Origin of the sequence: Amycolatopsis sp. NPDC006131 (assembly GCF_040614175.1) — a bacterium.
GTDB classification, from domain to species: Bacteria; Actinomycetota; Actinomycetes; order Mycobacteriales; family Pseudonocardiaceae; genus Amycolatopsis_E; species Amycolatopsis_E tucumanensis.
Map to the genome: position 1 here is coordinate 1 of NZ_JBEXTX010000008.1, position 24,378 is coordinate 24,378.

Here is a 24,378-nt window from a genome sequence, read left to right on the forward strand (position 1 = left end):
CTTCCGGAGGCGGCAGCCCCTTTCCACCAGCCCCGGCGGATCCGGGGGTGATGTCACCGGGCTTGGGGAGGCCGGAGGTCTTCGACCGGCTCGCTCAGCATGGGCAGATCCCTCCAGGGCGCAACACCTGGCAGCCGCCGGGTCCGAACGAACTCACCAACGGCTTCGGTGATCGGCTCGAGAGGAAGCCCGCTCCCAGCAGGACCCCGTCTCCGACGGCACGGAGGGTGAGCCGCCGAGAGCGTCAATCGGCGCCCTTCCGGAGCGGTCGTCGGGGGGCTGGAGGCGTCCTGCCACATGGGCCCGAACGGTCACGGCGTCACGACGATCTTCCCGTGCACGTGGCCGCCCGCCTGCAGCGCGACGGCTTCCCGGGTCCGGTCGAGCGGGAACGACTCCGCGATGGGCACGGTGACGGCTCCGGTAGCGACCAAGTCGGCGATGCGCTCCAGCGCGGCCGGTTCCGCTGCGAAGGCTCCGGTCGCGTGCACGCCCGGAAGCCGACCGTCCGCGGCGATGGTCGAGATTCGCGCCGGTGGCACGCCGAGCGCGAGGGCTGTCTCGGCGGTTTCCGTGCCGTGCAGGTCGGTTGCGGCGGTGATGCCGTCCGGGGCGAGTGCGCGTACCCGGTCCGCGAGGCCGGCGCCGTAGGCCACCGGCACGGCGCCGAGCCGCTTCAGGAAGTCGAACGTTCCCGGGGACGCGGTACCGATCACGGACGCGCCGGCCAAGCGGGCGAGCTGCGCGGCCAGAACCCCCACACCGCCGGCGGCGCCGCCGACCAGGACGGTGTCCGACGGACCGACGCGAATCGCGTCGAGGGCGGCTGCCGCGGTGAGCCCGGGGGTGGGCAGCGCCGCCGCGGTGGCGTCGTCGATGCCGTCGGGGGTGCGCAGCACCAGGTTCGGCGGCGCCGGCGGCACGCGCAGCACGACGTAATCGGCGACGGCGCCGACCAGGACCCCGCCATACACGCGGTCGCCCGGGGCGTACTCGGTGACACCCGGCCCGACCTCGTCCACGACGCCGGCGAAATCACAGCCGAAACCGGACGGCCCGGTGATGCCGAACCTCGCCGCATGGCGGGCGGAACCGGCGATCTGCCAGTCCACCGGGTTCAGCCCGGCCGCGCGGACGGCGACGCGGATCTCGCCCGGACCGGCATGGGGCTCGGGAACCTCGCGCACCTGAAGCACTTCCGGCCCGCCGAATTGTTCACGGAGGACGGCCCGGCTCATGCCGCGGTCCCCGGTCCGGTGAGGGCCTGCTCGATGATCCGCCCGTACAACCGGACCGACGTCGACCGCGGCAGCAGGTACTTCCCAGCCACGTCGGCGAGGTTGTTCATCAGGCCGGGAATGACGTGCGCCTTCCGGCCGAGCTGCCGCAGCGCCGTGCGCGCGACCACGGCGGGGTCCATCTTGCGCCCGCTGAGCTTGCCGAAGTCGATGCCGGCCGCGTTGTCCAGCCCCTCGGTCCGCGTCGGCCCCGGGGAGACGACGAGGACGTCGACGTCGTGCTTCTTCCACTCGTGGTTGAGCGCCTGCCCGAGCGACAGCACGTACGCTTTCACCGCGGCGTAGTTGGCCTGGAAGGGCACCGGGCTGGCCGCGAGGCTCGACGCCACCAGGATCAGCGCTCCGCGACGGCGGCCGACGAACTCCCGCCCGAACCGGTGCGCCAGCCGCATAGGCAGCACCCCGTCGAGGGTGAGCACATCCAGCTCGTCGGACAGCTCGTTGCCCACGAACGGACCGGCGTGGAAGATGCCGGCGTTCGCGACGACCATCCCGACGTCCAGGGCGCTGACTTGCCTCGACAGCTCGTCGACCGCGCCGTCGTCGAGGAGATCGAGCGCGACGACCTTGCTGTCGACGCCGTAGGCGCCGGAGAGCTCCGCGGCCAGCGCCTCGAGGCGGTCTTTTCGGCGTGCGACGAGGACGGGGTTCACGCCCGCGGCGGCCAGCTGCCGCGCGAACTGCTCGCCGATGCCGGAGGACGCTCCGGTGACGACGGCGTAGGCACCGTAGGTGCGCAGGTCTTTCATGGTGGTTCCTGTCTGTACCGGGGAACGCCCCGATTTCCGTGCAAGCGTTCCAGAAGTCGTCCGCGACCCTACGACTTCTTGAACGCGCAGTCAAGAAGTCGTAGACTGGGGACATGGCAAGGACAGGACGGCCAAGAGCGTTCGACCCGGCGGAAGCGCTGGCCACGGCGCAGGGCATCTTCTGGGCGTCGGGCTACGGCGGAACCTCGATCCAGGCGCTCGTCGATGGCGTGGGACTCGAACGCGGGAGCCTGTATGCCGCGTTCGGCGACAAGCGCCGGCTGTACTTCGAGACGGTGAAGCTGTACTGGGCCGAGTACGAGAAGACCCTCCGGTCAGCGCTCACGCAGGTCCCGCTGCTTCCCGCGTTGCGCGAGGTCCTGGTGATGCCCGCGCAACTCGGAACCGTCGCGTCCGATCCGCAGGCGCCGCACGGCTGCATGATGGGCAACACCATCGCGGAGCTCGTCCCCCACGACGCCGAAGCCACCGCCCTCGTCACCGACGCGTTCGCCCGGTTCGCCGACCTGCTGATCGAGCCGCTCCGGCAGGCCCAGAAACGCGGGGAAGTCAGCACCGCGTCCCCACCCGAAGCGCAGGCGCAGCTCCTGCTCGTCCTCGCTCAGGGAACCTCGCTCCTGACTCGCACGGGAACCGACCCGGCGACAGCCACCGCGGCGATCGACGCCGCCTTCGCCGGACTACGCGCGGACGACTGAACAGGCAGCATGCAGAAGGGGCCGGGTGGAGTGCCCTCCACCCGGCCCCGAAGACGGCAGGCTCAGCCCTTCCAGACCACCGGCGAATCCTCGTACGCGTCGCCGTCGCTGAACTCCGCCGCGGTCACGCTGGCGCCCTCATGCGCAGCGGTCAGCACGCACGTCTCGTACTTCGCGCCCGCGGTCGTGAACGACCGGTCGGCGCTCTCCGACTCGCACTTGGCGGTGTCCCCGCTGATGATCACGCCCGTCGAGCGCCCGTCCGCGCCGAGGCCGCGCAGGCGCACCGAACTGTAGGACAGGTCGGTGCCGCCGACGTTCTCCACCGTCGCACGCAGGTAGAACGGGGTGAGCCCCTTCGCGCGGTCGCCGAAGGCCGCCAGGTCCGCGTTCTCCCCGCGCTCGATGGCGGTCACGGTGATCGCGATGGTGCCCGACTTCGAGTTGCCGTACTCGAACGGCACCACCGCCCGCTCCCCCACCTTGAGCTCGCTGCCCGGCGCGGTCGTCTCCCCCGCCGCCGCGGGACTCGCCGGCGCAGACGGCTGCGACGACTCGGCCGAGGCGCTGCTCGGCGCGGTCGTGGTGCTCGGCGCCGGCGCGGCGGACTCGTCGTCGCTGCCGCACGCGGTCAGCAACACCGGAGCCACCAGGGCGGCCAGCAGGACGGAACGGACGTGCTTCATGGAACTCCTCGTGTGGAAAGAACCTCAGGCCGCGAACCGGACGGCGTGGTCGCCCTCCGGATAGGCCGTGCGGTCGACGTAGACGAACCCGGCCGGGACGGCCGCGGGATCGTCGAAGTACAGGACGGCACAACGCACCTGTTCGGCCCGCAACTCGGTGACGCCCTGCTCGGTGGGGGGATCCTCGCACTTCTCCAGCGAGCGGGGCACGCTCAGCGCGTGCGCGTAGCCCCCCGCCGGGTCGGTCGCGGTGATCTTCGTGAGGGGGTTCGCGTGCGGATCGCCCGCCAGGACGGCGAAGTGGACGTTCACGTAGTACGGCACCGCATCGCGCACCGCCTGCGTGCTCGCACCGAGCCCCCGCACGTCCCGGAAGTCACCGGCCTCGCCGCGCCGCACCTTGCCGATCCGCAGCGCCAGCACGCTGTCCGGCGGGGTGTCACTGCCGGCGTGCAGCTTGACCACGCCGAAAGCGCCCGCCGGGACCGGGGTGGCCGGGTCGGTGAGCGCGGTGGCCGCGGGCAACGCGGGATTGACCGTCGCCCGCGGCCGCTCCGGTTCCTCGTCCTCCCCTGCGCACGAGGTCACCAGAACCGCCAGCACGGCCGCGGCAACCAGCCGCAGCACGCCCCTCGACCGCACACGCCACCCCTGAAACGTCCTCGGCTCCCGGTCCGGCGAGCCCCCTCACGCGGACGTTAACCCGCCCGGACCATCCGTCGTGTGGGCCGTTCGCACCACAGGACTCACAGGTCGTCGACGCTGATCAAGCCGTCCTGGATCGCCCGCGCCACCAGCGCGGCCTTCGTCGGCGCCTCCCGGCCGATCTGGGCGTACTTGACGCGGATCCGCTCCAGGTGCGAGTTCACCGTGTTCTGCGAGATCCCGAGGCGGTGGGCGACGAAGTCCTTGGACTCCGACTGGAACCACTCCACGAGCACCTCGGTTTCCCTGGCCGACAGCGCGGGCCGGTTCGCGGAGCGGTCACCGGCGAGCGCGCCCGCCAGCGACGGCGGCGTGTACGGCCGCCCGCCTGCCGCCGCGCGGGCGGCTTCCACCAGGTGCTCGGCGCCCTCGGCCTTGGTGAGGTAGGACAGCGCGCCCAGTTCGAGGCACTGCAGCGCGATGTCGTCGTCGGCGCGCATCGAGTACACCACCACGCGCCGCCCCGCGGCGGCCAGCCTCCGCAGGTCACCCAGCGCGGGCGTGGTGCCGCCGAGGTGCAGGTCGAGGATCACCACGTCGGCGTCCGCGCCGTCGAGCCACGCGACCCGCACGTCGTCCCCCTCGGCGACCGTGCGGATCGGCGGGCTGCCCGACGCGAGCCAGTGCGCGACGCCCGCCCGCACCGCCGGGTGGTCGTCCACGACCACCGCGGTCAGCTCGTCACCTGCCATTTCGCCTCCAAGCGGGTCCGGTCGCCGTGGGTGTGCAGCACGACTTCGACGTCGGGGGAACGCGGCGGGCTCCCGGCCATGACGGCACGATCGGCGATCACCGCGAGCCGGACCTCCCCGGCGGTGCGCAACAGGCTCACCCTGGCCCGCGTGCCCGCCGCCGACAACACGGTCAGCACCGGATCGGCCAGCGCGCGGCGCACGTGCGTGGGCACCGGCACCGCCTCCCCGCTGACCGCGAACGACACCACCACCCCGCGGCGCTCGGCGACGTCGATCGCCGCGGCGAGCTCGTGCACGAGCGGGTCCGGCACGTCGTCGTTCTCCGCGAACAGCCGGCGCAGCCGGGCCGCGGCGAGCGCGCACTGGTGGCGCACCTCGTCCGCGCGCGGGTCGAGCGTGCGGTCGGCGAGCCCGGCGAGCAGCGGCAGGAGGGTGCCGAGCTGTTCCGCGGCGCGGACGCGCTGGTCGTGCTCCCACTGCTCGGCGAGCGCGGCGCGGGTGGCGGCCCGGTCCCGTTCGCGCAGCACGCCGGCCATCGCGCGGAGCCGGCGCAGCACCACTTGCGTGATCAGCCCGATCGCGACCTGGAACCCGAGCACGCTCACGATCGCGATGGCGGTCTCCCCCAGCGAGACCCGGTCCAGGGGCACCACCAGCAGGAACTGGGTGGTGCCGAGCGTGGCGTGCAGCGCGAAGGCGGCCAGCAACGGCCGGGTCCGTTCGAGCAGCAGCACGAGCAGGTGCCAGCCGACCAGACCGAACGCCCAGTGCCGGGTCAGCAGGTACCACTCGGGCGGGGTGGTCGCGGTCGCCGAGGCGGAGGCGAGCAGCACCACGCCCGCGGCGGGCAGCGCGACCCCGGCCGGCACGCGGCGGCCGCGCAGGATCCAGCCCGCGCTGACCACGAGCACCAGCGCCAGCACGGCGAACGCGGCCTCGGCGAGCCACAACGGGTGGTAGGCGGAGCGGTTGCCGAACAGGGCCGCCCCGGACATGGTCGTCTGCAGCACCGCCGTGGTGCCCAGCAGCACGATCCGGATCGCGGTCAGCACCCGCTCCAGCAGGACCTGGTCAGTCATCCGGCCACACCAGCCGCACGGTCGTCCCGGCGCCGGGCCGGGAGGTCACGGTCGCACTGCCGCCTGCCGTCGCCATGCGTTCGACGAGCGATCCGCGGATGCCGCGCCGGTGCCCGGGCACCGACTCCGGCTCGAACCCGGCGCCCTCGTCGCGCACGGTGACCACGGCACCGTGCCGGTGGGGCGCGACGGCGACCCGCGCCTCGGTCACCCCCGCGTGGCGTTCGACGTTGACCAGCGCCTCCCGCACCGCGCGCGTCACCGCCAGGGCGACGGACGCGGGCAGCAGCGGCACCGGTGTCCAGGCGAGATCGACCCGGAGTGCGCTCTGCGCCAGGACACCCCGCAGCGCGGCTTCCAGGTCCACCAGGCTGTCGTGCGCCGCCGGGCCGCCGGTTTCGCCCGTCAGCAGCGCGAGATCCCGCCGCGCGTACCCCGCGACCGCCTCCGGTTCCGCGTCGTGCAGCGCGACCATCAGGAACGTCGCGGACGCCGTGTCGTGCAGCAGCGCCAGGTACTCCCGTTCCTGCCGCCGCCGCTCCAGCGCCAGGGTCTCGGCCCGTTCCAGCGCCGCCTGCCGGTCCCGCACCCGCTCGATCCAGCGGGTGACGCGCACCAGCAACGCGAACGCCAGCCACGCCAGCGTGGACTCCAGCACCACCCGGAACAGGGTCGGCGCCGCGTCGGCGACACCGATCACCGCGGCTTCCAGCGCCAGCAGCCCGGTCAGGACCGGCACGGTGACCCGCGGCGGCCACTGCCACTGCATGGTGATCCCGGTGATCGTCAGGACGTTGGGCGCCCACAGCCCGGGCACCGTCCACGGCTGCGTCGCGATGATCGCGGCCGCTCTGGCAACGGTCAGGACGCAGGCGAGCGCGCCGCCGCGGCCGGTGAGCGCGTGGTGGCAGTCCGCCACGCCGCTGACGAGGGCGAGCCCCAGCAGGGCGAAGGCCAGCGGCAGCGCGGCCGTGGGGGTGGACAGGACGCCGAAGACGCTGAGCACGGCGAGGGCGATGCCCCGCACCAGGCCGCTGAACTGGCCGAGCGACCGCAGGAACTCCGTCTCGACCTGGCCGCCGCCCAACCCCCCTCCTTCGGTGGTGTCCGCGCCCCGATCCTAAAGCGCGACCCGCCCGAGGAGACTACGATGGCCGGTTTCCGGCTGGGGAGGTGCGTCATGGCGGTGCTCGACGACGTTCGCGCGCTCGGCACGGAGCTCGAGCGCTCGTATCCGGTCTACGTGCGCGGCCGGCTGAAGTTCCGGGTCGGGCAGATCGTCTACGTCGCGTTCTCCGCCGACGAGACGGTGATGGAGTTCGCGTTCCCGAAGGAGGAACGCGCCGCGCTCGTCGCCGGCGAGCCGGAGAAGTTCCGGATGCCCGCCCAGTCGGACATGCGGTTCAACTGGGTCCGCGCCGTGCTCGCCGCGCTGGAACCGGCCGAGGCCCGCGAGCTCGTCGTGGACGCGTGGCGCATGGTTGTGCCGCAGAAGGTCTCCCGCGCCTACGACCTCGCCCATCCCGGCGGTCCGGGCTGAGTCCCCGAAGGCACCTGTTGCACTGCCGGCCGGCGCCGCAGGACCGCTCGCAGGATCTTGCCGGACGCGGATTTCGGGATGGCGTCGAGAAATTCGACGCGCCGCACCTTCTTGTGCGGTGACACCCGCGCCGCGACGTAGCTCATGACCTCCGCGGCGTCCAGCCGGGCGCCGGGGCGGCGGACCACGAACGCCTTCGGGATCTCCTCCCCCTCCTCGTCCGGCACGCCGACCACGGCGGCGTCGTCGATTCCCTCGTGGGTCAGCAGCAGCGCCTCCAGCTCGGCGGGCGGCACCTGGTAGCCCTTGTACTTGATCAGCTCCTTGACCCGGTCGACGATGGTGAACACGCCGTCTCCCGTCACGGTCGCGATGTCGCCGGTGTGCAACCAGCCGTCGGCGTCGAGGGTGGCCGCCGTCGCCGCCGGGTTGTTCAGGTAGCCGGTCATCACGTTCGGTCCGCGCACCCACAGCTCGCCCCGGTCGGCGTCCCGCCCGGCGGAGTCGACGAGCCGGCATTCGACGTTGGGCAGCGCGTACCCGACGCTCGCCGGATCGGTGTCCGGGCGGTCCTCGGGAATGGCGTGCGACACCGGCGACATCTCGGTCATCCCGTAGCCCTGCAGGATCTTGCAGTCCAGCCGGTTCGCGACCGCCCGCGCCAGGTCGCCGTCCAGCGGCGCCGCGCCGCTGAACACCAGCTCCACACTGGACAGATCGGCCCCGTCGACGAGCGGGCTCTTCGCCAGCAGCACCGCGGTGGGCGGCGCGATGTAGAGCTTGGTGACGCGGTGCCGCTCGATCAGCCGGAGCATCCCGGCCAGGTCGAACCGCGGCATCGTGACCAGAGGGACCCGCTGGTGCAGCGCGTGGTTCATCAGCACGGTCATCCCGTAGATGTGGAACAACGGCAGCACTGCCAGCAGCACCGTCGAGGGCGCGGTGCGGCCCATGCGGGAGAACTGCAGCACGTTGGCCACCAGGTTCCGATGCGTCAGCACGACACCCTTGGCGCGGCCGGTCGTGCCGGAGGAGTACGGCAGCACCGCGACGTCGCCGGGCCCGGTCACCAGCGGCGGCGGCTCCCCGCCGGGCAGCGCGTCGAGGCGCGGGCGTCCCGGCGCGTCGTCCAGCGTCAGCACCTCCTCGATGCCGGCCTTCGCCGCGGCCGCCTCGGCCACGTCGAGCAGGTCCGCGGTGGTGACCAGCAGGCAGGCGCCGGAATCGGCCAGCTGGTGCGCCAGTTCATCGGCTGTATACAACACGTTCGCGCTGGTCACGATCGCGTTGGCGCGCAGGATGCCGTGGAACGCGGCGACCCAGTCCGGCGAGTTGGGCGCGAACAGCCCGACCACCGAGCCCCGGCCGATGCCGTGGGCGTGCAGTCCGGCGGCGATCCGGCGGACCGACTCGTCCAGCTGCCGCCGGGTCGTCACCCGCCCCTCGGGGTCGATCAGGGCGGGCGCGGCGGACGGTTCGCCGGAGAACAGCAGCTCGGTGAGCGTGACGTCCGGGATGTCGATGTCCGGGAACGGACTGCGGATGATCATCAGACCGGCAGCCGGTCGCGACCGGTCTCGCGCAGGGTCAGCACCGTGATCAGGCCGACCACCGCCACGCCGAGCACCCAGAACGCGGGCGACATCGGGTTGCCGGTGCTCTCCACGAGCTGCGCCGCGACGTAGGGGGCCGAGCCGCCGGCGATGATCGTGCCGACGTTGAAGCCCAGCGCCACTCCGGTGTAGCGGATGCGGCGCGGGAACAGCTCGGTGAACTGCGGGAACGCCGGCACCTGCGCGAGCCCGTTGACCGCCATGTAGACCACGTAGATCGCGGTGACGACCACGATGCTGGAGGTGGCGCCGAGCAGCGCGAACGCGGGCCAGGCCAGCACCAGGTAGGCGACGTAGGCGGTGATGAGCACGGGTTTGCGCCCGAAGCGGTCGGTGAGCATCCCGGCGAGCGGGTAGGTGGCGCACGCCAGCGCGATCCCGATCGCCGACGCCCAGTACACGGCCTGCTTGCTGAACCCCTGGGTCTGGATCAGGTAGGTGGAGAAGTAGGTGAGCCCGATGTAGCCGGTGCCGTTCATGGCGATCGCGATGCCGATGACGCGCAGCACCGACAGCGGCTTTTCCTTGACCACCGCGAGCAGCGGGCTGCGCACGACCTCGGCCCGCTGCGCCATCTCCGCGAACTCGGCGGTGTCCTCCAGCCGCACCCGCACCCACAGGCAGATCACGGCCAGCGGCAGCGAGATCAGGAACGGCACGCGCCAGCCCCACGCGGACATCTGCTCGGTGGTGGTCACCGCGGTCATCAGCCCGACGACGGCGGCGGCGACGGAGAACCCGAGCGTGGAGCCGACCGGGGTGAGCGAGCCGAACAGCCCACGCTTGCCCGGCGGCGCGGACTCGGCCACGTAGGTCGCGGCGCCGCCGATCTCGCCGCCTGCCGAGAAGCCCTGCGCGAGCCGGACGAGCACCAGCAGCACCGGCGCGATCACCCCGACCGAGGCGTAACTGGGCAGGATCCCCAGCACGCCGGAGAACACGCCCATCGTCACGACGGTGACGACGAGCGCGTGCCGCCGTCCGCGGCGGTCGCCGAGCCTGCCGAAGAACCAGCCGCCCAGCGGCCGCATCACGTAGGCCGAGCCGAACACGGCCAGGGTCAGCAGCACCGACACGGCGGGCTGGTCGCTGGGGAAGAACAGCGGCCCGAGGGTGACCGCGAGGAAGGCGTAGACGCTGAAGTCGTAGTACTCGATCAGGGTGCCCACACCACCGGCGATCGCGGCGCGGCGCGCGGACGGGGTGCGGGTCGGGGCGGAGGTGCCCGCGCGGGCGGTGGTTTCGGCCATGTCGGCTCCTCGTTGAGCGGTGGGGCGGTTCTCAGGTCCGGGCGTGTTCGGCGAGCAGCAGCTTGAGCGATCCGCCCGCTTCGATGACGCGGACGACTCGCGGGCTGGGCGGGGTGCCGTGCAGGACGCGGCCGTCACCGAGGTCCACGGTGGCCGCGCGCCAATCCAGCGCGATGGCGTCGCCGGTCGTGACGGCGGCGGCGATGCCGGGCACGGTGATCAGCGGGACGCCGTTGTAGGTCTCGCCGCGCCAGAACCCCGGGGAGAACGATTCGGCGATCACGGCGGCGATGCCGAGGTCGCGCAGCGCGACCATCGGCGGGTAGTGCGGGTGGCCGTAGCCGAAGTTCCGGCCGCCGACGATGACGTCGCCGGGCCGGACGCGGTCGGCGAACCCGGGGTCGTAGGCCCGCATCACCTTGCCCCGCAGGAAGTCCGCGTCGTAGGACTTGATGTTCTCGACGCCGATGACCAGGTCGATGTCGAAGTCGTCGCCGAAGACCCAGGCGACCCGGCCGCGGATGACGTCCGGCGGGGGCGGGTAGTCCCGCGCGGCGCTCACGAGCGTCCCACCTCCTCGGCGGAGCTGATGGCGCCCGCGACCGCGCTCGCGGCGACGGTGAAGGCCGAGCCCAGGTAGATGTTGGCCTGCGTGCTGCCCATCCGGCCGGAGATGTTGAGCACCCCGGTGGAGATGCAGTTCTCGCCGTCCTGCAACGGTTTCTGGTAGCCGAAGCAGAAGTCGCAACTGGACCGGGCGATCTTCGCCCCGGCGGCGCGCAGCACGTCGAACAGGCCTTCCTCCTCGGCCTGGCGGTGCACCGCCTCGGAGGTCGGGACGACGTTGAGTTCGACGCCGGGCGCGACCTGCCGCCCGTCGAGGACGAGCGCGGCCGCGCGGATGTCCTCGATCCGGCCGCTGGCGCAGGATCCGATGAACGCTTTGGTGACCGGGGTGCCGGCGAGTTCTGCGGCGTCGCGGGTGTTGGCCGCGCGGGCCGAACCGGGCAGCACGACCCGGGGGCGCACCTGCGACAGGTCGTAGGAGTGCACGGCGGCGTAGTCGGCGTCGGCGTCCGGCTGCTGCGGGGTGAACCCGGTGCGGGCGACCCGGCGCGCGTAGGCCAGCGCCGCGTCGTCCGGTTCGAACACCGCCGACACCGCGCCGGTGAACATCGCCATGCCGCACAGGCCCTGCCTGCGGTCGATGGACATCGCCCGCGCGCCCGGCCCGGCGTACTCCATGACCTGGTGGGCGCAGCCGTCGGCGCCGTGGTCGGCGATGATCTGGTGCACCAGGTCCCGGCTGTCCACGCCGGGCGCGAATTCGCCGGTCAGCTCGAAGCGGGTGGTGGCGGGCACGTCGAGGAAGATCTGCCCGGACACCCACGCTTCCAGCAGGTCGCGGCGCACGCCCCAGCCGAGCGCGCCGAACGCGCCCGCGCCGGAGATGTGGCCGTCGAAGTGGATGAGGAAGTTGCCGGGCAGGGCGTAGCCGAGTTCGGCCATGACCTGGTGGCCGATGCCGCGCGCCTCGTGCAGCTCGATGCCGTAGAACTCGCACCAGTCGCGGGTCACCTGGTGGACCTGCTGTTCCTTGTCGTTGCCTTTGGTGAGCATGTGGTCGATGAACACGACGTAGCGGCCGGGCTCGTCCAGCTCGCGGATGCCGAAGTCGTCGTGCATCTGGCGGAACATGACGTCGGTGTAGCCGGGGAAGTCGTAGGCGATCATGTAGTCGGGGCGGACCGGCAGGCTCTCCCCCGCGCGGACGCTGTCGCGCCCGGCCGCGCGTGCCAGGATCTTCTCGGCGATCGTGTGGCCCATGTCAGACCGCCGCCGGCAGGTACTTGTGCTGCTGGCGCTCGATCTCGTCCATGCCGATGAGGGCGACGAAGTCGTGGTGTGGCAAGGCATCCGCGCTCACCTCGGCGGGCGGCTCCCCCGCGGCGAGCCGGCGCAGCGTGGCTTGCGCGGCGCCGGTGACGGCCATCAGGACCTGGGTCGGCAGCAGCGCGATGCGCACCCCGATCTGTTCCATGACCTCGGGCGTGAATTCGCGTTCGGTCCACGCGGAGGCGGTGAGGGTGGCCATCAGCGGGACGCCGACGGTTTCGTGGCAGCGCGCCCATTCCTCGACGGTGGTGAAGGTCTTGGTGACCGGCATGATCAGGTCGGCGCCGGCGCGGACGTAGGCTTCGGCGCGGCGCAGGGCCTCCTCGCCCTTGGCGTCGGTGCGGGCGATGACGAGCATGTCACCGGCGGCGTCCTTGACGGCCCGGACCTTGCCCTCGGCCTCGGCGAGGTCGGTCAGCTCGACCTCGGCGCCGGGGATGAGCGGGCAGCGTTTGGGCGAACGCTGGTCTTCGAGGAAGACCGCCGCGACCCCGGCGTCGGCGAAGCGGCGGGCGGTGCGGGCGGCGTTGACGGCGTTGCCGTAGCCGGTGTCGATGTCGGCGATCAGGGGCAGGCCACTGGCTTCCCGGATGGTCCGGACGGCGGTCAGGTTCTCCGACATCGTGTACAGCTCCGCGTCGGGGTAGCCGAGCGCGGCGGAGATCGCGAAGCCCGAGGCGCACAGCGCGGAGAAGCCCGCCTGTTCGGCGAGGCGGGCGGTCAGCCCGTCCCAGACACCGGGGGCGAACACCAGACGGTCGGAGATCATCTCGCGCAGTTCCACAACTCACCTCTCTGTGTATCGTGATGCGATACGCGTTCCGAAACTGTGCGCGAGAGGGGCAGGGCGTGTCAAGACGTGCTTCGCCGCCGGTGGATAACCTGGGGCGAACCGGGCGGGCGATGGAGGAGGTGCCGGTGGCTGAAGCGGTGCCCGAGGGCAACGGGACCCGGGAGACCGTCACCGCGGTCCTGCGGGCGTGCCAGCTGCTCGGCCAGTTCGGCCCGGACCGGCCGGTGATCACGCTCGCCGAGCTGACCGCGGCGAGCGGGCTGAACAAGCCCACGGTGCACCGGCTGATGAGCTCGTTCGTCGAGGCCGGCTGGGTGCACCGCGACCACGCCGGGGCCTACCGGATCCAGATGCCGGTGTTCACCATCGGCGCGGCGGCGCTCGCCGAGTTCGACCTGCGCGAGTCGGCGCGGCCGGTGCTGGAGGAGCTGGCGGGGCGGTTCGGAGACACCGCGTTCCTGATGGTTCCCGCCGACGCGGGCGCGGTGTGCATCGACCGGGTCGAGGGCGGCAAGCCGCTGGTGCTGGCCGCGATCGGGATCGGCGCGGTGCTGCCCTACCACGCGGCGGCGGCGCCGGTGGCGATGGCGGCGTTCGACCCGGAACTGCGGGCCCGGGTGCTCGACGGCCCGCTGCCCGCCTTCACCGCGACGACGCGTTCGGACCGCGACGAGCTGGCGGCCTACCTCGACCAGGTGCGGGCCGAGGGCGTGTCGTTCAGCCGGGACGACTACCTGGACGGGGTGTCCGCGGTGGCCGCGCCGGTGCTGGGCGCGAACGACTCGCTGGTGGCGACGCTCAGTCTGGGCGGCCGGAGCGAGGACTTCACCGGCGACGAGGGCGAAGCACGGGCCGCCGCCGTGCGGGAGGCGGCGGCGGCCCTGAGCCGTTTGGTGACCGCGGCGCGGATCTGAGCCCGCGCCGCCACGGCGTGGTGGAGAAGGTTGTCGCCGAGCGCCGGCCGCTCGTTTCAGGAGACGCTGCTGGCACATCCGCCCACCCGCCGGGGGCCCACACGTGCCGAGCGCGCCCGCTCCCCCGGTGTTCCATCCGCCGCGCCCCTCGGCCGCGGGCTACTGGCTGATCCCGTCGGCGAGGGAGGTCGCCCGCGCGAGGCGGTGGTCGGTGGTGAGGACCCGGGCGTGCAGGCGCGCGGCGAGTTCGACGTAGAGCGCATCAGCGAGGCGCAGATCAGACCGGCGTGCCCAGGCGCCGGCGGCGAGTTCGACAACGGGATGGCGCGTGACCGGGATCGTGGCCAGCGCACTCAGCGCCGCGTCGACCTCAGACGCGGACAGCTTCCCGGCGCGCTCCAGCCGCCCCAGCGCGGCAAGGACCTCGGCATCCAGGTGCGCCGGCGCGTGCAGGACAGTGCCGGCGAGGCGTTTCCTCGCCGCGGGGGCGTAGTCGGTGCCGGCCAGCAGGTCCACGAGCACCGACGCGTCCAGGACCGCGATTTCCGCCGGCGCGTCACTCATCCTCGGCACCGGCCAGCGCAGCGCGGGCGCCGTCCAAGGCCTCGAGAGCCACCTGGTGTGAAACTGTTCGCCGCGGCGGCGGGAGGGCGTCCAGCCAGGCGTCGGTGGCACGGCGTTGCAGCTCGTCGGCGATCGCGGCCTGCACCAGCGCGGATACGTTCAGGTCCGCGGCCCTGGCGCGTTCGGCCAGCTCATCGGGCACGTAGACGTTCAACCTCGCCATACACACGCTATACACACATGTCAGCCGGCCACAGCCGCTCCGTTGAGGATGCGGGCGATGTTGCCGGGTGCGAAGAACTCGTCGGGCGAGATGGTGCCCGCGGGGACGCTCACGAACTCGTCCATCGCGTCCTGGTTGCCCTCGATCGCGGCGAACAGGTGCCGCATCTCGGGCGGTGGCGGTTCCATCGTCGCCATCGCGGTGGCGAACTCGTAGATCGGCAGCCCGCGCTCGTCGCGCACTCGCTGGTACTCCGCCATCGCGTCCGCGTACGGGCGGCGGCCGGTGAAGTAGTCGTCCAGCGCCGCGGCGCAGAGTTCGGCGCTGGCGAACGCGTCGCTGATGCCCTTGGGGACGACCGGGTCCTTGTTGTAGCCCGCATCGCCGACCAGTGCCCAGCCCGGGCCGTACGGGGTGCGGAAGTAGTTCCACACGCCGCCGCCGACGAACGGCTCGACCCGGGTCGCGGCGCGGACCCGCTCGGCGAAGGCCGGCGCCGCCTCGGCCGTCTCCCAGAACGCGGCTTCGGGGTCGGCCTTGAGCGCCTTCATCTCCGCGACCGGCCGGCCGAAGACGACGAGCGTGAGATCGTCGTTGGTGGCGATCGCGCCCATCGCCCGGCCCGGCGGGACGACGAACTCCACGCCGTCCACCGGCAGGCCGCGGAAGAACGTGTAGTAGCCGTACTGCAACCTGGGCTTGTCGTGGTACTGCCACGCGCCCACCCACTTGGCGACGTGCGATGTGCGGCCGTCGGCGCCGATCACGACGCGGGCCCGCTCGGTCACCGTGCGGCCATCCGCGCCGTGACCCCGGATCCCTGCCACACGGCCGTCGCGCACGACCAGTCCGTCCACATTGAAGTGTTGCCGGACCTCGGCGCCGGCGTCGGCGGCCGCGTCGAGGAGGATCTTGTCCAGCACGCTGCGACGCGGCGCGTACGCCGTCCCGATGCCCTCCACCGGGCGCGGCGTCCCGCTCAGCCGGACGTCCCCGAAGTCGAGCGTCCACGTCCGCAGCGGCGGGCAGCCGGTCGCGGTCACGCGGTCGAGCAGCCCCCAGCGGGCCAGCGCGGCCACCCCCGGCGGCTGGATGATCAGCGTGGACAGCGTGTCGCTGGGAAAGGTGGCCCGGTCGACCAGCAGCACCCGGTAGCCGCGGCGGGCCAGCAGCATCGCGGTCGGCGATCCGGCGCACCGGGCGCCGACGACGATCGCGTCGTATTCGGTGGTCATGGCATCCTCCCTGGGAACGGGTTCGTCCACCAGCCTCGCCCCGGGGGCGTTCCGCGGGCGTTCCGTCAGGCGTTCGCCGGGTGCCCGGCGGCGAGGAACTTCGCCCGGAGACGTTCCGCCTCCGGGCGCCAGACCGCCGAGTTGGTGAGCGCGGACAGTTCCGCGGCCGCGCGCATCCCGGTGTCCCCGTCGCCGGCCGCGTCGCAGGCGGCCAGCAGGACGCGCAGCAGGGCAGACCGCAGCCCGGGCGCGGCTTGGTCCCGTTGCCGGGTGTTGTCGAGGATCCGTTCGATCTCCGCGATGCCCGCCGTGGTCTCGCCGTCAAGCACCCGGAGGTAGCCGTCCAGGGCCGCGATGGCCGCCTCGACCTGCGCGCCGCTCACCAGCCGCAGCACCTCCTTCCCGCGTGCCACGTACTGCCGCATCGCCGGCACGTCCCCCATGTCCAGCGCGAGCAGCGAGGCGAAGAGCAGTGAGGTGGCCAGGCTGTACGGGTGCGCGATCTCCTCCGCCCGCGTCAGCCCGCGGTCGCGGGCGCGGATCGCCGCCCGCTCGTCGCCGAGGAACCAGTGCGTCAGCGCCAGCCGGGTCAGGCAGATCACGGCGGGATCCTGCGCGTAGCGGAGCAAGTGCTCGCGGCGGTTCTCGTCGCGGTAGGTCGCCACCGCCCGTTCCAGGTGGTCGCGCGCGGCGGTCAGCTCACCGGCCCAGAACGCGGTGACGCCGAGCAGATACTCCCCCTCGACGCGCAGAATGTCGTCGTCGTCCCGCTGCCCGCGCTCGCGCAGCGCGGCGCCGTACTCCCGCGCCGCGGCGAAGTCACCGAGCGCCAGGCTGCCCAGTCCCAGCGACCGCAGCAGTGGCGGCGAGGGCTCGGCACGCAGGGTTCGGGTGAGCACCAGCGCGCGCTGGTGGGTCTGGTGGATCTGCAGCGAGGCGTAGCCCTCGCCGGCGACCAGCGGCGCGAGCAACGCCGTGCACAGCTCCAGCTCCCGGTGCCACCGCGGCGCCGACTCGGGCCGGGTCCGCACCAGCTCCAGGGCGCGGGTCAGGAGCCGGGCGGACTCGCCGTGCGCGTACAGCTGCTGCGCCACGTCCGCGGCGCGGGCGTAGGCGTCCACCGCCTGCTCGATCCGTCCGGCCTCCTCGTAGTGCCGGGCGAGGCTTCCGCTGACGCTGTCCAGGTCGTGGGCGTAGGCGTTCTCGAGGGCGTGCGCGATCCGCCCGTGCAGGTAGCGTCGCCGCACCGGGCTCAGCGCGCTGTACACCGCTTCGCGGATCTTGTCGTGGCTGAAGTCGTAGGCCGTCGTGCCGTGTTCGCGGATGATGCGCCGCCGCCACAGCTCGTCCAGCCCGCCGACCACCGGTTCGTCGCCGAGTCCGCCGGCTGCCGTGAGCACCTCGGCGGTGAACTCCCGGCCGACGGCGGCCGCGATCTCGACCAGTTCCCGGGCCGGGTGGGACAGTTGCGCCACGCGGGCCCGGATCACCGCCTGGACCTTCGGGGTGAGCACGTCGCCCGCGCGCACCGCCTCGACGACGAAGAGCGGGTTGCCCTCGGTTTGCTGGTAGAGAGCGTCGACATCGGCGAGCCGGCTCCCGCCGAGCTGCTCGGCCAGCACCGCGGTCTCGGCCCGGCTGAACCGGTCCAGGTCGATCTCGGTCAGGGTCTCGGCGGCTCGCAGGGAGCTGAGCAGGTCGCGCAGCGGCGCCGTGCCGTCGATGTCCTCGCGGCGTGCGGTGGCGACGACCAGCACCGGCACCGGCAGCCTGGTCCGCACCAGGTAGTGCAGGAGCTGCAGCGCCTCCCGATCCCACCACTGCACGTCGTCGGCCACGAGCGACACCGGGGCGCCCGGTGCGGCCAGAGCGCGGGCCACGGCGTCGTAGAGCCGCTGCCGCTGCTCGCTCTCGGGCAGCCGTTGCGGGCGCGGCACGGTGGTCAGCAGTTCCGGCAGCAGCCGGGCGAGTTCGGTGAGGTAAGGGGCGGGCAAGCCGCGCAGCGACCGGTTGAGGCGTTCCGAGCGGAGCCAGGAGGTGACCGGTCCGTACGCCAGCGCGCCTTCCCCGGGGTAGGCGCGAGCCAGTGCGGTGACGGCGCCGCGGTGGCCGCACCAGGCCCGGAACTCCTCCGCCAGCCGGGTTTTGCCGATTCCGGGTTCCCCGGCGAGCAGCACGACCCGCGCCCTGGTGCGGGCTTGCCGCCACGCGGCGATCAGCTGCGCGCGCTCGGCGGAGCGGCCGATGAACGGCGTCCCGCCCACGCGAGTGGAGGTCTCGGCGTCGTCGCGCGCGAGGAGGGCGTCATAGACCGCTCGGGTCGTGGCCGCGGGCTCCACACCGAGGTCGCGTTCCAGCGTCGCCGCGCACTCGTGGTACACGCGGACCGCGCCGGCCCGGTCGCCGCGGGCGTCGTGCAGGCGCATCAGCAGCTGGTAGGTCTCCTCGTGGGTCGGCTGCTCGCGCAGCAGCCGCTCGGCGTGCCGCGTGGCCTCCGCGAGGTCGCCTCGCTGCTGAGCCGAGGCGACCAGCCGCTCGAGAGCGCCGAGGTAGCGGCGGCGCAGCCGGTCCCGGTCGGCGTCCGCCCAGTCCCCGGAGCGGCCGGCCAGCAGGTCCCCGGTGTAGGCCTGCACGGCTTCCCGCCACGACTCGCGATCGAGCGCGGCTTCGAACTCGGCCACGTCGAGGCGGTAGGGCGGGTCCGGCCGCCAGGTCAGCGTCCGCGGAGTCACCTCGAGGTGGCGGTCGAGACCGGGCAGCGCGTGGCGCAGCGTGTGCAGGACGTGCCGCAAGTTGGTCAACGCCTGCGCCTCGGTGGAGTCCGGCCACAGCGTGAACGCCACCCGCTGCCGCGGCTGCGGCTCGTGCCGGTGCAGCAGGAGGAAGGCCAGCAGCGATTCGGCGCGGGCGGACTCCAGCGGCGCCGGAGCGTGACCCCGAAGCACCTGGAACTGCCCGAGCAGCCGGATCGACAACGGCCCATCCGCCACGATTCCGGACGGTAGGTTCCCGGGTCGCGGCTGTCTACGGGCGGCGGGAATCCGTCTCCACGCCGTAAGCGTGCCGGCCGCGGGGGGTCACCGTGTCGGGCCTGGTGCCTTGCCGGTGGCGCGTGGCACCCGGCATCCTGGGTGCGCGGCAACGGGGCGGCGGAGGTGAGGCGGTATGGCTGCTGGACCGACACTGATCGGGTCCGTACAGCGGGCACTGCACCTGCTCGACGCGGTCGGCGCGAGCGAACGGCCGGTAACGGCCAAGGCGCTGGCCCGCGGTGTCGGCCTCCCCCTGCCGACGACGTACCACCTGCTGCGCACCCTGCTGCACGAGGGTTACCTCCGCAAACTCGACGACGGCTACGTGCTCGGCGAGCAAGTCAGCGCACTGCGCAAGCACAACTCGCTGCACGCGCTGCTGCCCAAGATCCGGCCGGTGCTGCGCGCGCTGCGGGACGAGGTCCGTGGCGCGGCCTACCTGTCGCTGTACTCCGGCGGTGAGATCAAGCTGATCGACATCGTCGACGCTCCCGAGCTGCCGGCGGTGGACCTGTGGGTGGGCGTGCAGGAGGCGGCGCACGCCACCGCGTTCGGCAAGTGCATCCTGTCCTGCCTGGACCCCGAGGCGCGGCGCGACCACCTCTCGCGGTACCGGCTCGCCGACCTCACCCCGCACACCATCACCGACAGCCGGGTGCTGGAGCAGCGGCTGGCCGAGGGCGGCGGGGTCTTCAACGACCGCGAGGAGTACCTGCTGGGCACGGCCTGCCTGGCCACCCCGGTGCGCGCGCCCGGGGTGGTCGGCGCGGTGGCGATCTCGCTGCCGGCGCGCCGGCTGCCCGCGGTGGAGCCGGTGTCCCTCGAGCGGGCGTCGCGGCGGGTGTCCCGCGCCTTCGCGCTGCTGTCCTGACCTGCGGAAACCGGTGTTTATCACCATCTGAAATCCGCACCGTTGTCCGCGGCCCGCGCCCGCCGCGACAGTGACTCCCACACCGATTGGGAGGTCACATGGAACCGGAGGACAGGCTGGGCCTGTACCGCATGATGGTCCTGATCCGCACCTACGAGGAGACGATCCTCCGCGAGTACCACGCGGACAAGAAACCCGTGTTCGACATCGGCGCCGGGCTCATCCCAGGCGAGATGCACCTCTCCGCCGGGCAGGAACCGGTCGCCGCCGGGGTGTGCGCGCACCTCAGCGCCGACGACGCCGTCACCGCCACCCACCGGCCCCACCACTTCGCCATCGCGCACGGGGTGGACCTGGAGAAGATGACGGCCGAGATCTTCGGCCGGGTGGACGGCCTCGGCCGGGGCCGTGGCGGGCACATGCACCTGTTCGACCCCGCGACGCACTTCTCCTGCTCGGGCATCATCGCCGAGGGTTACCCGCCCGCGGTGGGGCAGGCGCTGGCGTTCCAGCGGCGCGGCACCGACCGGGTCGCGGTCGCCGTCACCGGTGAGGGCGCGGCGAACCAGGGCGCGTTCCACGAAGCGCTCAACCTGGCAGCACTGTGGCAGCTGCCGGTGGTGTTCGTGGTGGAGGACAACGACTGGGGAATCTCGGTGCCGCGCAGCGCTTCGACGTGCGTGACGTCGAACGCGGTGCGTGCCGCCGGTTACGGCATTCCCGGTCACCGGGTCGAGGACAACTCGGTGGAGGCGGTGCACGAAGTCGCGGGCGAAGCGGTGGCGAGGGCACGTGCGGGCGAGGGACCGAGCCTGATCGAGGTGCACACGCTGCGCCTGTGGGGACACTTCGAGGGCGACGCGCAGGGCTACCGGTCCGATCTGGAGGGTGTGCCGGGCCGCGATCCGCTGCCCACCTACGAGAAGGAGTTGCTCGCCGCGGGCGTGCTCGACGACGCCGCCGTGTCGTCGATCGCCGCGCAGGCCCGCGACCGCGTCGAAGCCGCGGTCGCGTTCGCCAAGCGCAGCCCCGAGCCCGACCCGGACACCGCGCTGGACTTCGTGTTCGCGCAGGCCTGATCCCACCACCGACGAGGAGTAGCAATGACGCTCACGGATGCCTCGGCATCGTCCTCCGCACCCGTACAACGCAAGCTCAGCACTGCCAAGGCCATGGTCGAGGCCATCGCGCAGGAGATGGAGCGCGACGAGGACGTCTTCGTGCTCGGCGAGGACGTCGGCGCTTACGGCGGCATCTTCAGCTCCACCACCGGACTGCTCGACAAGTTCGGGCCGCGGCGGGTCATGGACACCCCCATTTCGGAGACCGCGTTCATCGGCGCGGCCATCGGCGCCGCGGTGGAGGGCATGCGGCCGGTCGTGGAGCTGATGTTCGTCGACTTCTTCGGCGTGTGCATGGACCAGATCTACAACCACATGGCGAAGATCCACTTCGAGTCGGGCGGCAACGTCACCGTGCCGATGGTGCTGACCGCCGCGGTGGGCGGCGGGTATTCGGACGGGGCGCAGCACTCGCAGTGCCTGTGGGGCACCTTCGCGCACCTGCCCGGGATGAAGGTGGTCGCGCCCAGCAATCCCGCCGACGCCAAGGGCCTGATGACCGCCGCGATCCGTGACGACAACCCGGTGGTGTACCTGTTCCACAAGGGCGTGATGGGTCTGCCGTGGATGGCCAAGAACCGCCGGTCGATCGGGCCGGTGCCCGAGGGCGACCACGTGGTGCCGATCGGCAAGGCGAACGTCGTGCGGCCGGGCAGCGACGTCACGATCGTGACGCTGTCGTTGTCGGTGCACCACGCACTCGACGTGGCCGAGGAGCTCGCGCCGCAGGGTGTCGACTGCGAGGTCGTGGACCTGCGCAGCGTGGTGCCGCTGGACACCGACACGGTCGTGGAGTCGGTGGGCCGCACCGGCAGGCTGCTCGTCGTCGACGAGGACTACCTGTCGTTCGGGCTGTCCGGGGAGGTCATCGCGCGCGTCGCCGAGCGCGACCCGGGTCTGCTGCGCGCTCCGGCCGCCCGGGTGGCAGTGCCGGATGTTCCGATCCCCTACGCCCGCCCGCTGGAGTACGCCGTGCTGCCGACGCCGGACCGGATCCGCCGGGCTGTCCTCGGCCTGGTGAGCGCATGACCGATATCGCCTTCCCCCACATCTCCGACAACGAGCCCGACGCCGAGGGCGTGCTCGCCACGTGGTTCGCCGCCGACGGCGAGCAGGTCGGCGAGGGCGACCTGATCGCGGAGGTCGCGGTCGACAAGGTGGACGTGGAGGTGCCCGCTCCGGCCGCGGGTGTGCTGCGGCTGCTCGTCGAGGAGGGAGAGGTGGTCAAGCAGGGCGCCGTGATCGCCCGGATCGAGTAGAAGCCAGGCTGCCGCCGGCCCCATGCCCCGGGGCCGGCGGCAGCCGCCCGTTCGGCTCGCGTCGCGGGGGCCGGCGGCCGGTTGGCGATCGCGAGGCCGAGGCGCGGTTCCCGGCGGTCGCGACGAGCACGACGCACCCCAGCGTGCGCGCCCGCCTGCATAGTGCGGCGCCTGGTTCCGGCCGGGACAACCGGACCATCGGGGGACTTGGCGAGGTCACGCAGCGACCGGCCCGCCCAGATCGTCACTCAGGCGGCACCCCACCGACGGTGGCCCTGGCTTCCGCGGGTGCTCCCTCGGGGACAGGCAGCGGCGCGGCGCGCCGGGACCACGTCGTCATCGGCGACGAACCCTGGCGCCCGCGCGAGCTGAGCGAGACCAGGACGCGCTAGATTGACCCGACGCCGACCGGGGGAACGATCTTGCGACACCACCTCGCCGTGCTGGCCGTGCTCGCCGTGGTGCTGACGGCATGCAGCGCCGGGACGCCCACGCCCACCACCGCTCCGTCCACGACCGCCACTTCGCCGTCCTCGCCGCTGCCTGAGCTGCGGACGAAGCTCGACGCGATCGGCGTCCTGCTCGCCGCCTGCATCCCTCGCCTGATGGGGCAGCCGGTCGACCCGGTGAGCAACTGCGCCAACCTCATGCCGGACGTGGCCGAGGTGATCGGCGAGGTCGAGCAGAAGGCGGACCGGCTGCCGGAGGCGGCGCGCACCGCGATCGGCGAGGTGCGCAGGCAGCTGGCCGAGATCGCGCCCTGCGAGCCGTGGTTCGCCGGAGGCGGACGGTCCGCTGACCCCCAGCTCGACCTTCGCTGCAGCCTGGCCTGGGACAACCTCTACGCGAGCTACACCGAGGTGCGGAAGGCGGCGTGACGGTCGTTCCGACCGAGTCCGAGGGCGTGTGGCAGGTTCAGGCCCGCAGCTCCGCTTCGATCGAGCGCAGCAGCGCGTGCTGGCGGCGCACCTGTTCCAGCGAGCGGTAGGGCGCGCGGTCGCCCTCGTACTCGCTGGACAGCCAGCCGCTCCAGCCGTGCTCGTCGAGCGTCGTCAGGATCTCCCGCCACGGGATGGTCGCGTCGGTCAGGTCGGCGTCGATGTCGAAGAACTTGGCCTGGATGAACACGACGTGCGGCAGGACCTCGTGCTTGGCGGTCACCGGGGCGCGCTGGAAGATCCCGGTGTCGATGAGCAGGCCGAAGTTCTTGGTGCCGGTGCGTTCGAGGAAGGCGAGGTAGCCGTCGACGACCTCGTGCCGGATGGGCGTCGGCGCGTGGATTTCCGGGCAGATGACGATGCCGAGTTCGGCGGCGCGGTCCAGGTTGCGCTCGACGACCCCCTCCCACACCGGGTGCGGTTTCAGGTCGTGCGAGACGACCCCGACCTTGGGGCGCAGGAACGTGAAGCCGAGCGTCGCGGCGAGGCCGAGGTCGCGGGCGAGCATGGCGGCGCCCTCGTCGGCGGTCAGGTCCCGGTCGTGCCACAGCGAGGTGTCGATCCACGAGCCGTAGTTGGTCGGGGTGAGGCCGTGGTGGGCGCAGCGGGCGTGCCAGGCGTCGATCCACTCGGCGGACGGCTCGGGGTAGCCGGGGATGTTGCCCTCGCCGAGAATTTCGATGCCGGTGGCGCCGAGATCGGCGATCTCGGCCATGGCGTCGTCCAGGGTGAGCACGGTGTGCATGTCGCCGGTGTAGCTGTAGAGCGAGACGCCGTAGGAGAAGCTCATGGCAGGATCGTGACCTTTCGCGCGGCGGGGAAGACCGAGGGCTGGAACTCGGCCGGGATGCAAGGGGCGCGCAGGGCGATGCCGACGCGCAGGTCGTGCACGCCGGGGGCGAGCCCGCCGGGGTGCGGCACGGTGATCGTGGCCGCTTCGTCGAGCTGCCACCGCACGTCGCGGGACACTCGCAGTTCGGCGAGGGTGAACCGGCGGCCCTGCAAGGTCCACAGTGGAACGTCACGGTCCCAGCGCAGGTCGCCGACCTCGACGTCGACGCCTTCGATGAGGCTCGCCCACAGGCCGCGGTAGTTGGGCATGCGGAGCCGGAACTGGAACCCGGTGATCGCCCCGTCTTCGACGACGTTGCGGACTCCGCGGTTCTGGATGAGCTCGCGTTCGAGCATGGGTGCTCCT

At 72.5% G+C, this 24,378-nt stretch carries 26 protein-coding genes; 8 read left to right on the forward strand and 18 right to left on the reverse strand.

The features are described 5' to 3' along the window. Positions 1-311: 311 nt before the first annotated feature. Together ABZ215_RS07015 and ABZ215_RS07020 are read right to left on the reverse strand one after the other, a co-directional pair. Positions 312-1,238 (reverse strand): NADP-dependent oxidoreductase, encoded by a 927-nt coding sequence (locus ABZ215_RS07015; RefSeq protein ID WP_354948346.1) that lies wholly within the window; start codon positions 1,236-1,238, stop codon positions 312-314. After that, on the reverse strand, positions 1,235-2,047 hold the full coding sequence (locus tag ABZ215_RS07020; protein WP_354948348.1) for an SDR family NAD(P)-dependent oxidoreductase: 813 nt from the start codon (positions 2,045-2,047) through the stop codon (positions 1,235-1,237). The genes ABZ215_RS07015 and ABZ215_RS07020 overlap by 4 nt, the downstream gene beginning before the upstream one ends. 113 nt (positions 2,048-2,160) lie before the next feature. Between ABZ215_RS07020 and ABZ215_RS07025 the strand changes: the two genes are divergently transcribed. Beyond that, positions 2,161-2,766, forward strand: a complete 606-nt coding sequence (locus ABZ215_RS07025) for a TetR/AcrR family transcriptional regulator (protein ID WP_354708493.1) — start codon at positions 2,161-2,163, stop codon at positions 2,764-2,766. Between the two features lie 62 nt (positions 2,767-2,828). Here the strand turns inward: ABZ215_RS07025 and ABZ215_RS07030 are convergent, their stop codons facing one another. The 5 genes from ABZ215_RS07030 to ABZ215_RS07050 all read right to left on the reverse strand — a co-directional run bounded on the left by ABZ215_RS07030 (position 2,829) and on the right by ABZ215_RS07050 (position 7,018). Further along, the gene (locus ABZ215_RS07030; protein WP_354948350.1) at positions 2,829-3,452 is read right to left on the reverse strand and encodes a hypothetical protein; all 624 of its coding nucleotides are present in this window, start codon (positions 3,450-3,452) and stop codon (positions 2,829-2,831) included. Positions 3,453-3,476: 24 nt separating this feature from the next. Beyond that, positions 3,477-4,079, reverse strand: coding sequence for a hypothetical protein (locus ABZ215_RS07035; protein ID WP_354948352.1), 603 nt, complete (start codon positions 4,077-4,079; stop codon positions 3,477-3,479). A 119-nt stretch (positions 4,080-4,198) separates the two neighbouring features. After that, a complete protein-coding gene (locus ABZ215_RS07040; RefSeq protein WP_354948354.1) occupies positions 4,199-4,849 on the reverse strand; it encodes a response regulator transcription factor in 651 nt (216 codons plus the stop codon). Then, positions 4,831-5,931 (reverse strand): hypothetical protein, encoded by a 1,101-nt coding sequence (locus ABZ215_RS07045; protein WP_354948356.1) that lies wholly within the window; start codon positions 5,929-5,931, stop codon positions 4,831-4,833. The genes ABZ215_RS07040 and ABZ215_RS07045 overlap by 19 nt, the downstream gene beginning before the upstream one ends. Beyond that, positions 5,924-7,018 (reverse strand): ATP-binding protein, encoded by a 1,095-nt coding sequence (locus ABZ215_RS07050; RefSeq protein ID WP_354948358.1) that lies wholly within the window; start codon positions 7,016-7,018, stop codon positions 5,924-5,926. The genes ABZ215_RS07045 and ABZ215_RS07050 overlap by 8 nt, the downstream gene beginning before the upstream one ends. Before the next feature lie 93 nt (positions 7,019-7,111). On the opposite strand from ABZ215_RS07050, the gene ABZ215_RS07055 reads away from it, so the two are divergent. Further along, positions 7,112-7,471: an MmcQ/YjbR family DNA-binding protein gene (locus tag ABZ215_RS07055; RefSeq protein ID WP_354948583.1), complete on the forward strand. Its 360-nt coding sequence runs from the start codon at positions 7,112-7,114 to the stop codon at positions 7,469-7,471. Here the strand turns inward: ABZ215_RS07055 and ABZ215_RS07060 are convergent. The 5 genes from ABZ215_RS07060 to ABZ215_RS07080 are packed head-to-tail and all read right to left on the reverse strand — an operon-like array spanning position 7,438 to position 13,014. Next, complete coding sequence (locus ABZ215_RS07060) at positions 7,438-9,021, reverse strand: AMP-binding protein (RefSeq protein ID WP_354948360.1); 1,584 nt, start codon at positions 9,019-9,021, stop codon at positions 7,438-7,440. The genes ABZ215_RS07055 and ABZ215_RS07060 overlap by 34 nt on opposite strands. Next, positions 9,021-10,334 carry an MFS transporter gene (locus ABZ215_RS07065; protein ID WP_354948362.1) on the reverse strand — a complete coding sequence of 438 codons (1,314 nt, stop codon included), beginning with the start codon at positions 10,332-10,334 and terminating at the stop codon, positions 9,021-9,023. The genes ABZ215_RS07060 and ABZ215_RS07065 overlap by 1 nt, the downstream gene beginning before the upstream one ends. Positions 10,335-10,365: 31 nt before the next feature. Next, positions 10,366-10,896, reverse strand: coding sequence for a 3-isopropylmalate dehydratase (locus ABZ215_RS07070; RefSeq protein WP_354708490.1), 531 nt, complete (start codon positions 10,894-10,896; stop codon positions 10,366-10,368). Continuing rightward, on the reverse strand, positions 10,893-12,161 hold the full coding sequence (locus tag ABZ215_RS07075) for an aconitase family protein (protein ID WP_354948364.1): 1,269 nt from the start codon (positions 12,159-12,161) through the stop codon (positions 10,893-10,895). Before ABZ215_RS07075 ends, ABZ215_RS07070 begins: the two co-directional genes overlap by 4 nt. A gap of 1 nt (position 12,162) precedes the next feature. After that, a complete protein-coding gene (locus ABZ215_RS07080; RefSeq protein ID WP_354948366.1) occupies positions 12,163-13,014 on the reverse strand; it encodes an isocitrate lyase/PEP mutase family protein in 852 nt (283 codons plus the stop codon). A 134-nt stretch (positions 13,015-13,148) separates the two neighbouring features. Between ABZ215_RS07080 and ABZ215_RS07085 the strand changes: the two genes are divergently transcribed. Continuing rightward, on the forward strand, positions 13,149-13,937 hold the full coding sequence (locus ABZ215_RS07085; protein WP_354948368.1) for an IclR family transcriptional regulator: 789 nt from the start codon (positions 13,149-13,151) through the stop codon (positions 13,935-13,937). A gap of 159 nt (positions 13,938-14,096) precedes the next feature. Here ABZ215_RS07085 and ABZ215_RS07090 read toward each other — a convergent pair whose 3' ends face one another. From ABZ215_RS07090 to ABZ215_RS07105, 4 genes are all read right to left on the reverse strand, one after another. After that, a complete protein-coding gene (locus ABZ215_RS07090; protein ID WP_354708487.1) occupies positions 14,097-14,501 on the reverse strand; it encodes a type II toxin-antitoxin system VapC family toxin in 405 nt (134 codons plus the stop codon). Beyond that, positions 14,494-14,724, reverse strand: a complete 231-nt coding sequence (locus ABZ215_RS07095; RefSeq protein ID WP_354948370.1) for a type II toxin-antitoxin system CcdA family antitoxin — start codon at positions 14,722-14,724, stop codon at positions 14,494-14,496. Before ABZ215_RS07095 ends, ABZ215_RS07090 begins: the two co-directional genes overlap by 8 nt. Positions 14,725-14,744: 20 nt before the next feature. Further along, on the reverse strand, positions 14,745-15,959 hold the full coding sequence (locus ABZ215_RS07100) for an NAD(P)/FAD-dependent oxidoreductase (RefSeq protein WP_354948372.1): 1,215 nt from the start codon (positions 15,957-15,959) through the stop codon (positions 14,745-14,747). A 65-nt stretch (positions 15,960-16,024) separates the two neighbouring features. Beyond that, entirely contained in the window at positions 16,025-18,949 is a 2,925-nt protein-coding gene (locus tag ABZ215_RS07105; protein ID WP_354948374.1) for an AAA family ATPase, read from the reverse strand. Positions 18,950-19,124: 175 nt separating this feature from the next. On the opposite strand from ABZ215_RS07105, the gene ABZ215_RS07110 reads away from it, so the two are divergent. The 5 genes from ABZ215_RS07110 to ABZ215_RS07130 all read left to right on the forward strand — a co-directional run bounded on the left by ABZ215_RS07110 (position 19,125) and on the right by ABZ215_RS07130 (position 23,120). Further along, the gene (locus ABZ215_RS07110) at positions 19,125-19,862 is read left to right on the forward strand and encodes an IclR family transcriptional regulator C-terminal domain-containing protein (protein WP_354948376.1); all 738 of its coding nucleotides are present in this window, start codon (positions 19,125-19,127) and stop codon (positions 19,860-19,862) included. A 98-nt stretch (positions 19,863-19,960) separates the two neighbouring features. Beyond that, positions 19,961-20,941, forward strand: coding sequence for a thiamine pyrophosphate-dependent dehydrogenase E1 component subunit alpha (locus ABZ215_RS07115; RefSeq protein WP_354948378.1), 981 nt, complete (start codon positions 19,961-19,963; stop codon positions 20,939-20,941). A gap of 24 nt (positions 20,942-20,965) precedes the next feature. Further along, on the forward strand, positions 20,966-22,012 hold the full coding sequence (locus tag ABZ215_RS07120) for an alpha-ketoacid dehydrogenase subunit beta (protein WP_354948380.1): 1,047 nt from the start codon (positions 20,966-20,968) through the stop codon (positions 22,010-22,012). Beyond that, positions 22,009-22,242: a lipoyl domain-containing protein gene (locus ABZ215_RS07125; protein WP_020415769.1), complete on the forward strand. Its 234-nt coding sequence runs from the start codon at positions 22,009-22,011 to the stop codon at positions 22,240-22,242. Before ABZ215_RS07120 ends, ABZ215_RS07125 begins: the two co-directional genes overlap by 4 nt. Positions 22,243-22,664: 422 nt before the next feature. After that, the gene (locus ABZ215_RS07130; RefSeq protein ID WP_354948382.1) at positions 22,665-23,120 is read left to right on the forward strand and encodes a hypothetical protein; all 456 of its coding nucleotides are present in this window, start codon (positions 22,665-22,667) and stop codon (positions 23,118-23,120) included. Between the two features lie 37 nt (positions 23,121-23,157). On the opposite strand, the gene ABZ215_RS07135 is transcribed toward ABZ215_RS07130, so the two are convergent. Next, a complete protein-coding gene (locus ABZ215_RS07135; RefSeq protein ID WP_354948384.1) occupies positions 23,158-23,970 on the reverse strand; it encodes a sugar phosphate isomerase/epimerase family protein in 813 nt (270 codons plus the stop codon). Next, positions 23,967-24,368 (reverse strand): DUF6379 domain-containing protein, encoded by a 402-nt coding sequence (locus tag ABZ215_RS07140; protein ID WP_354948386.1) that lies wholly within the window; start codon positions 24,366-24,368, stop codon positions 23,967-23,969. Before ABZ215_RS07140 ends, ABZ215_RS07135 begins: the two co-directional genes overlap by 4 nt. Positions 24,369-24,378: the final 10 nt, after the last annotated feature.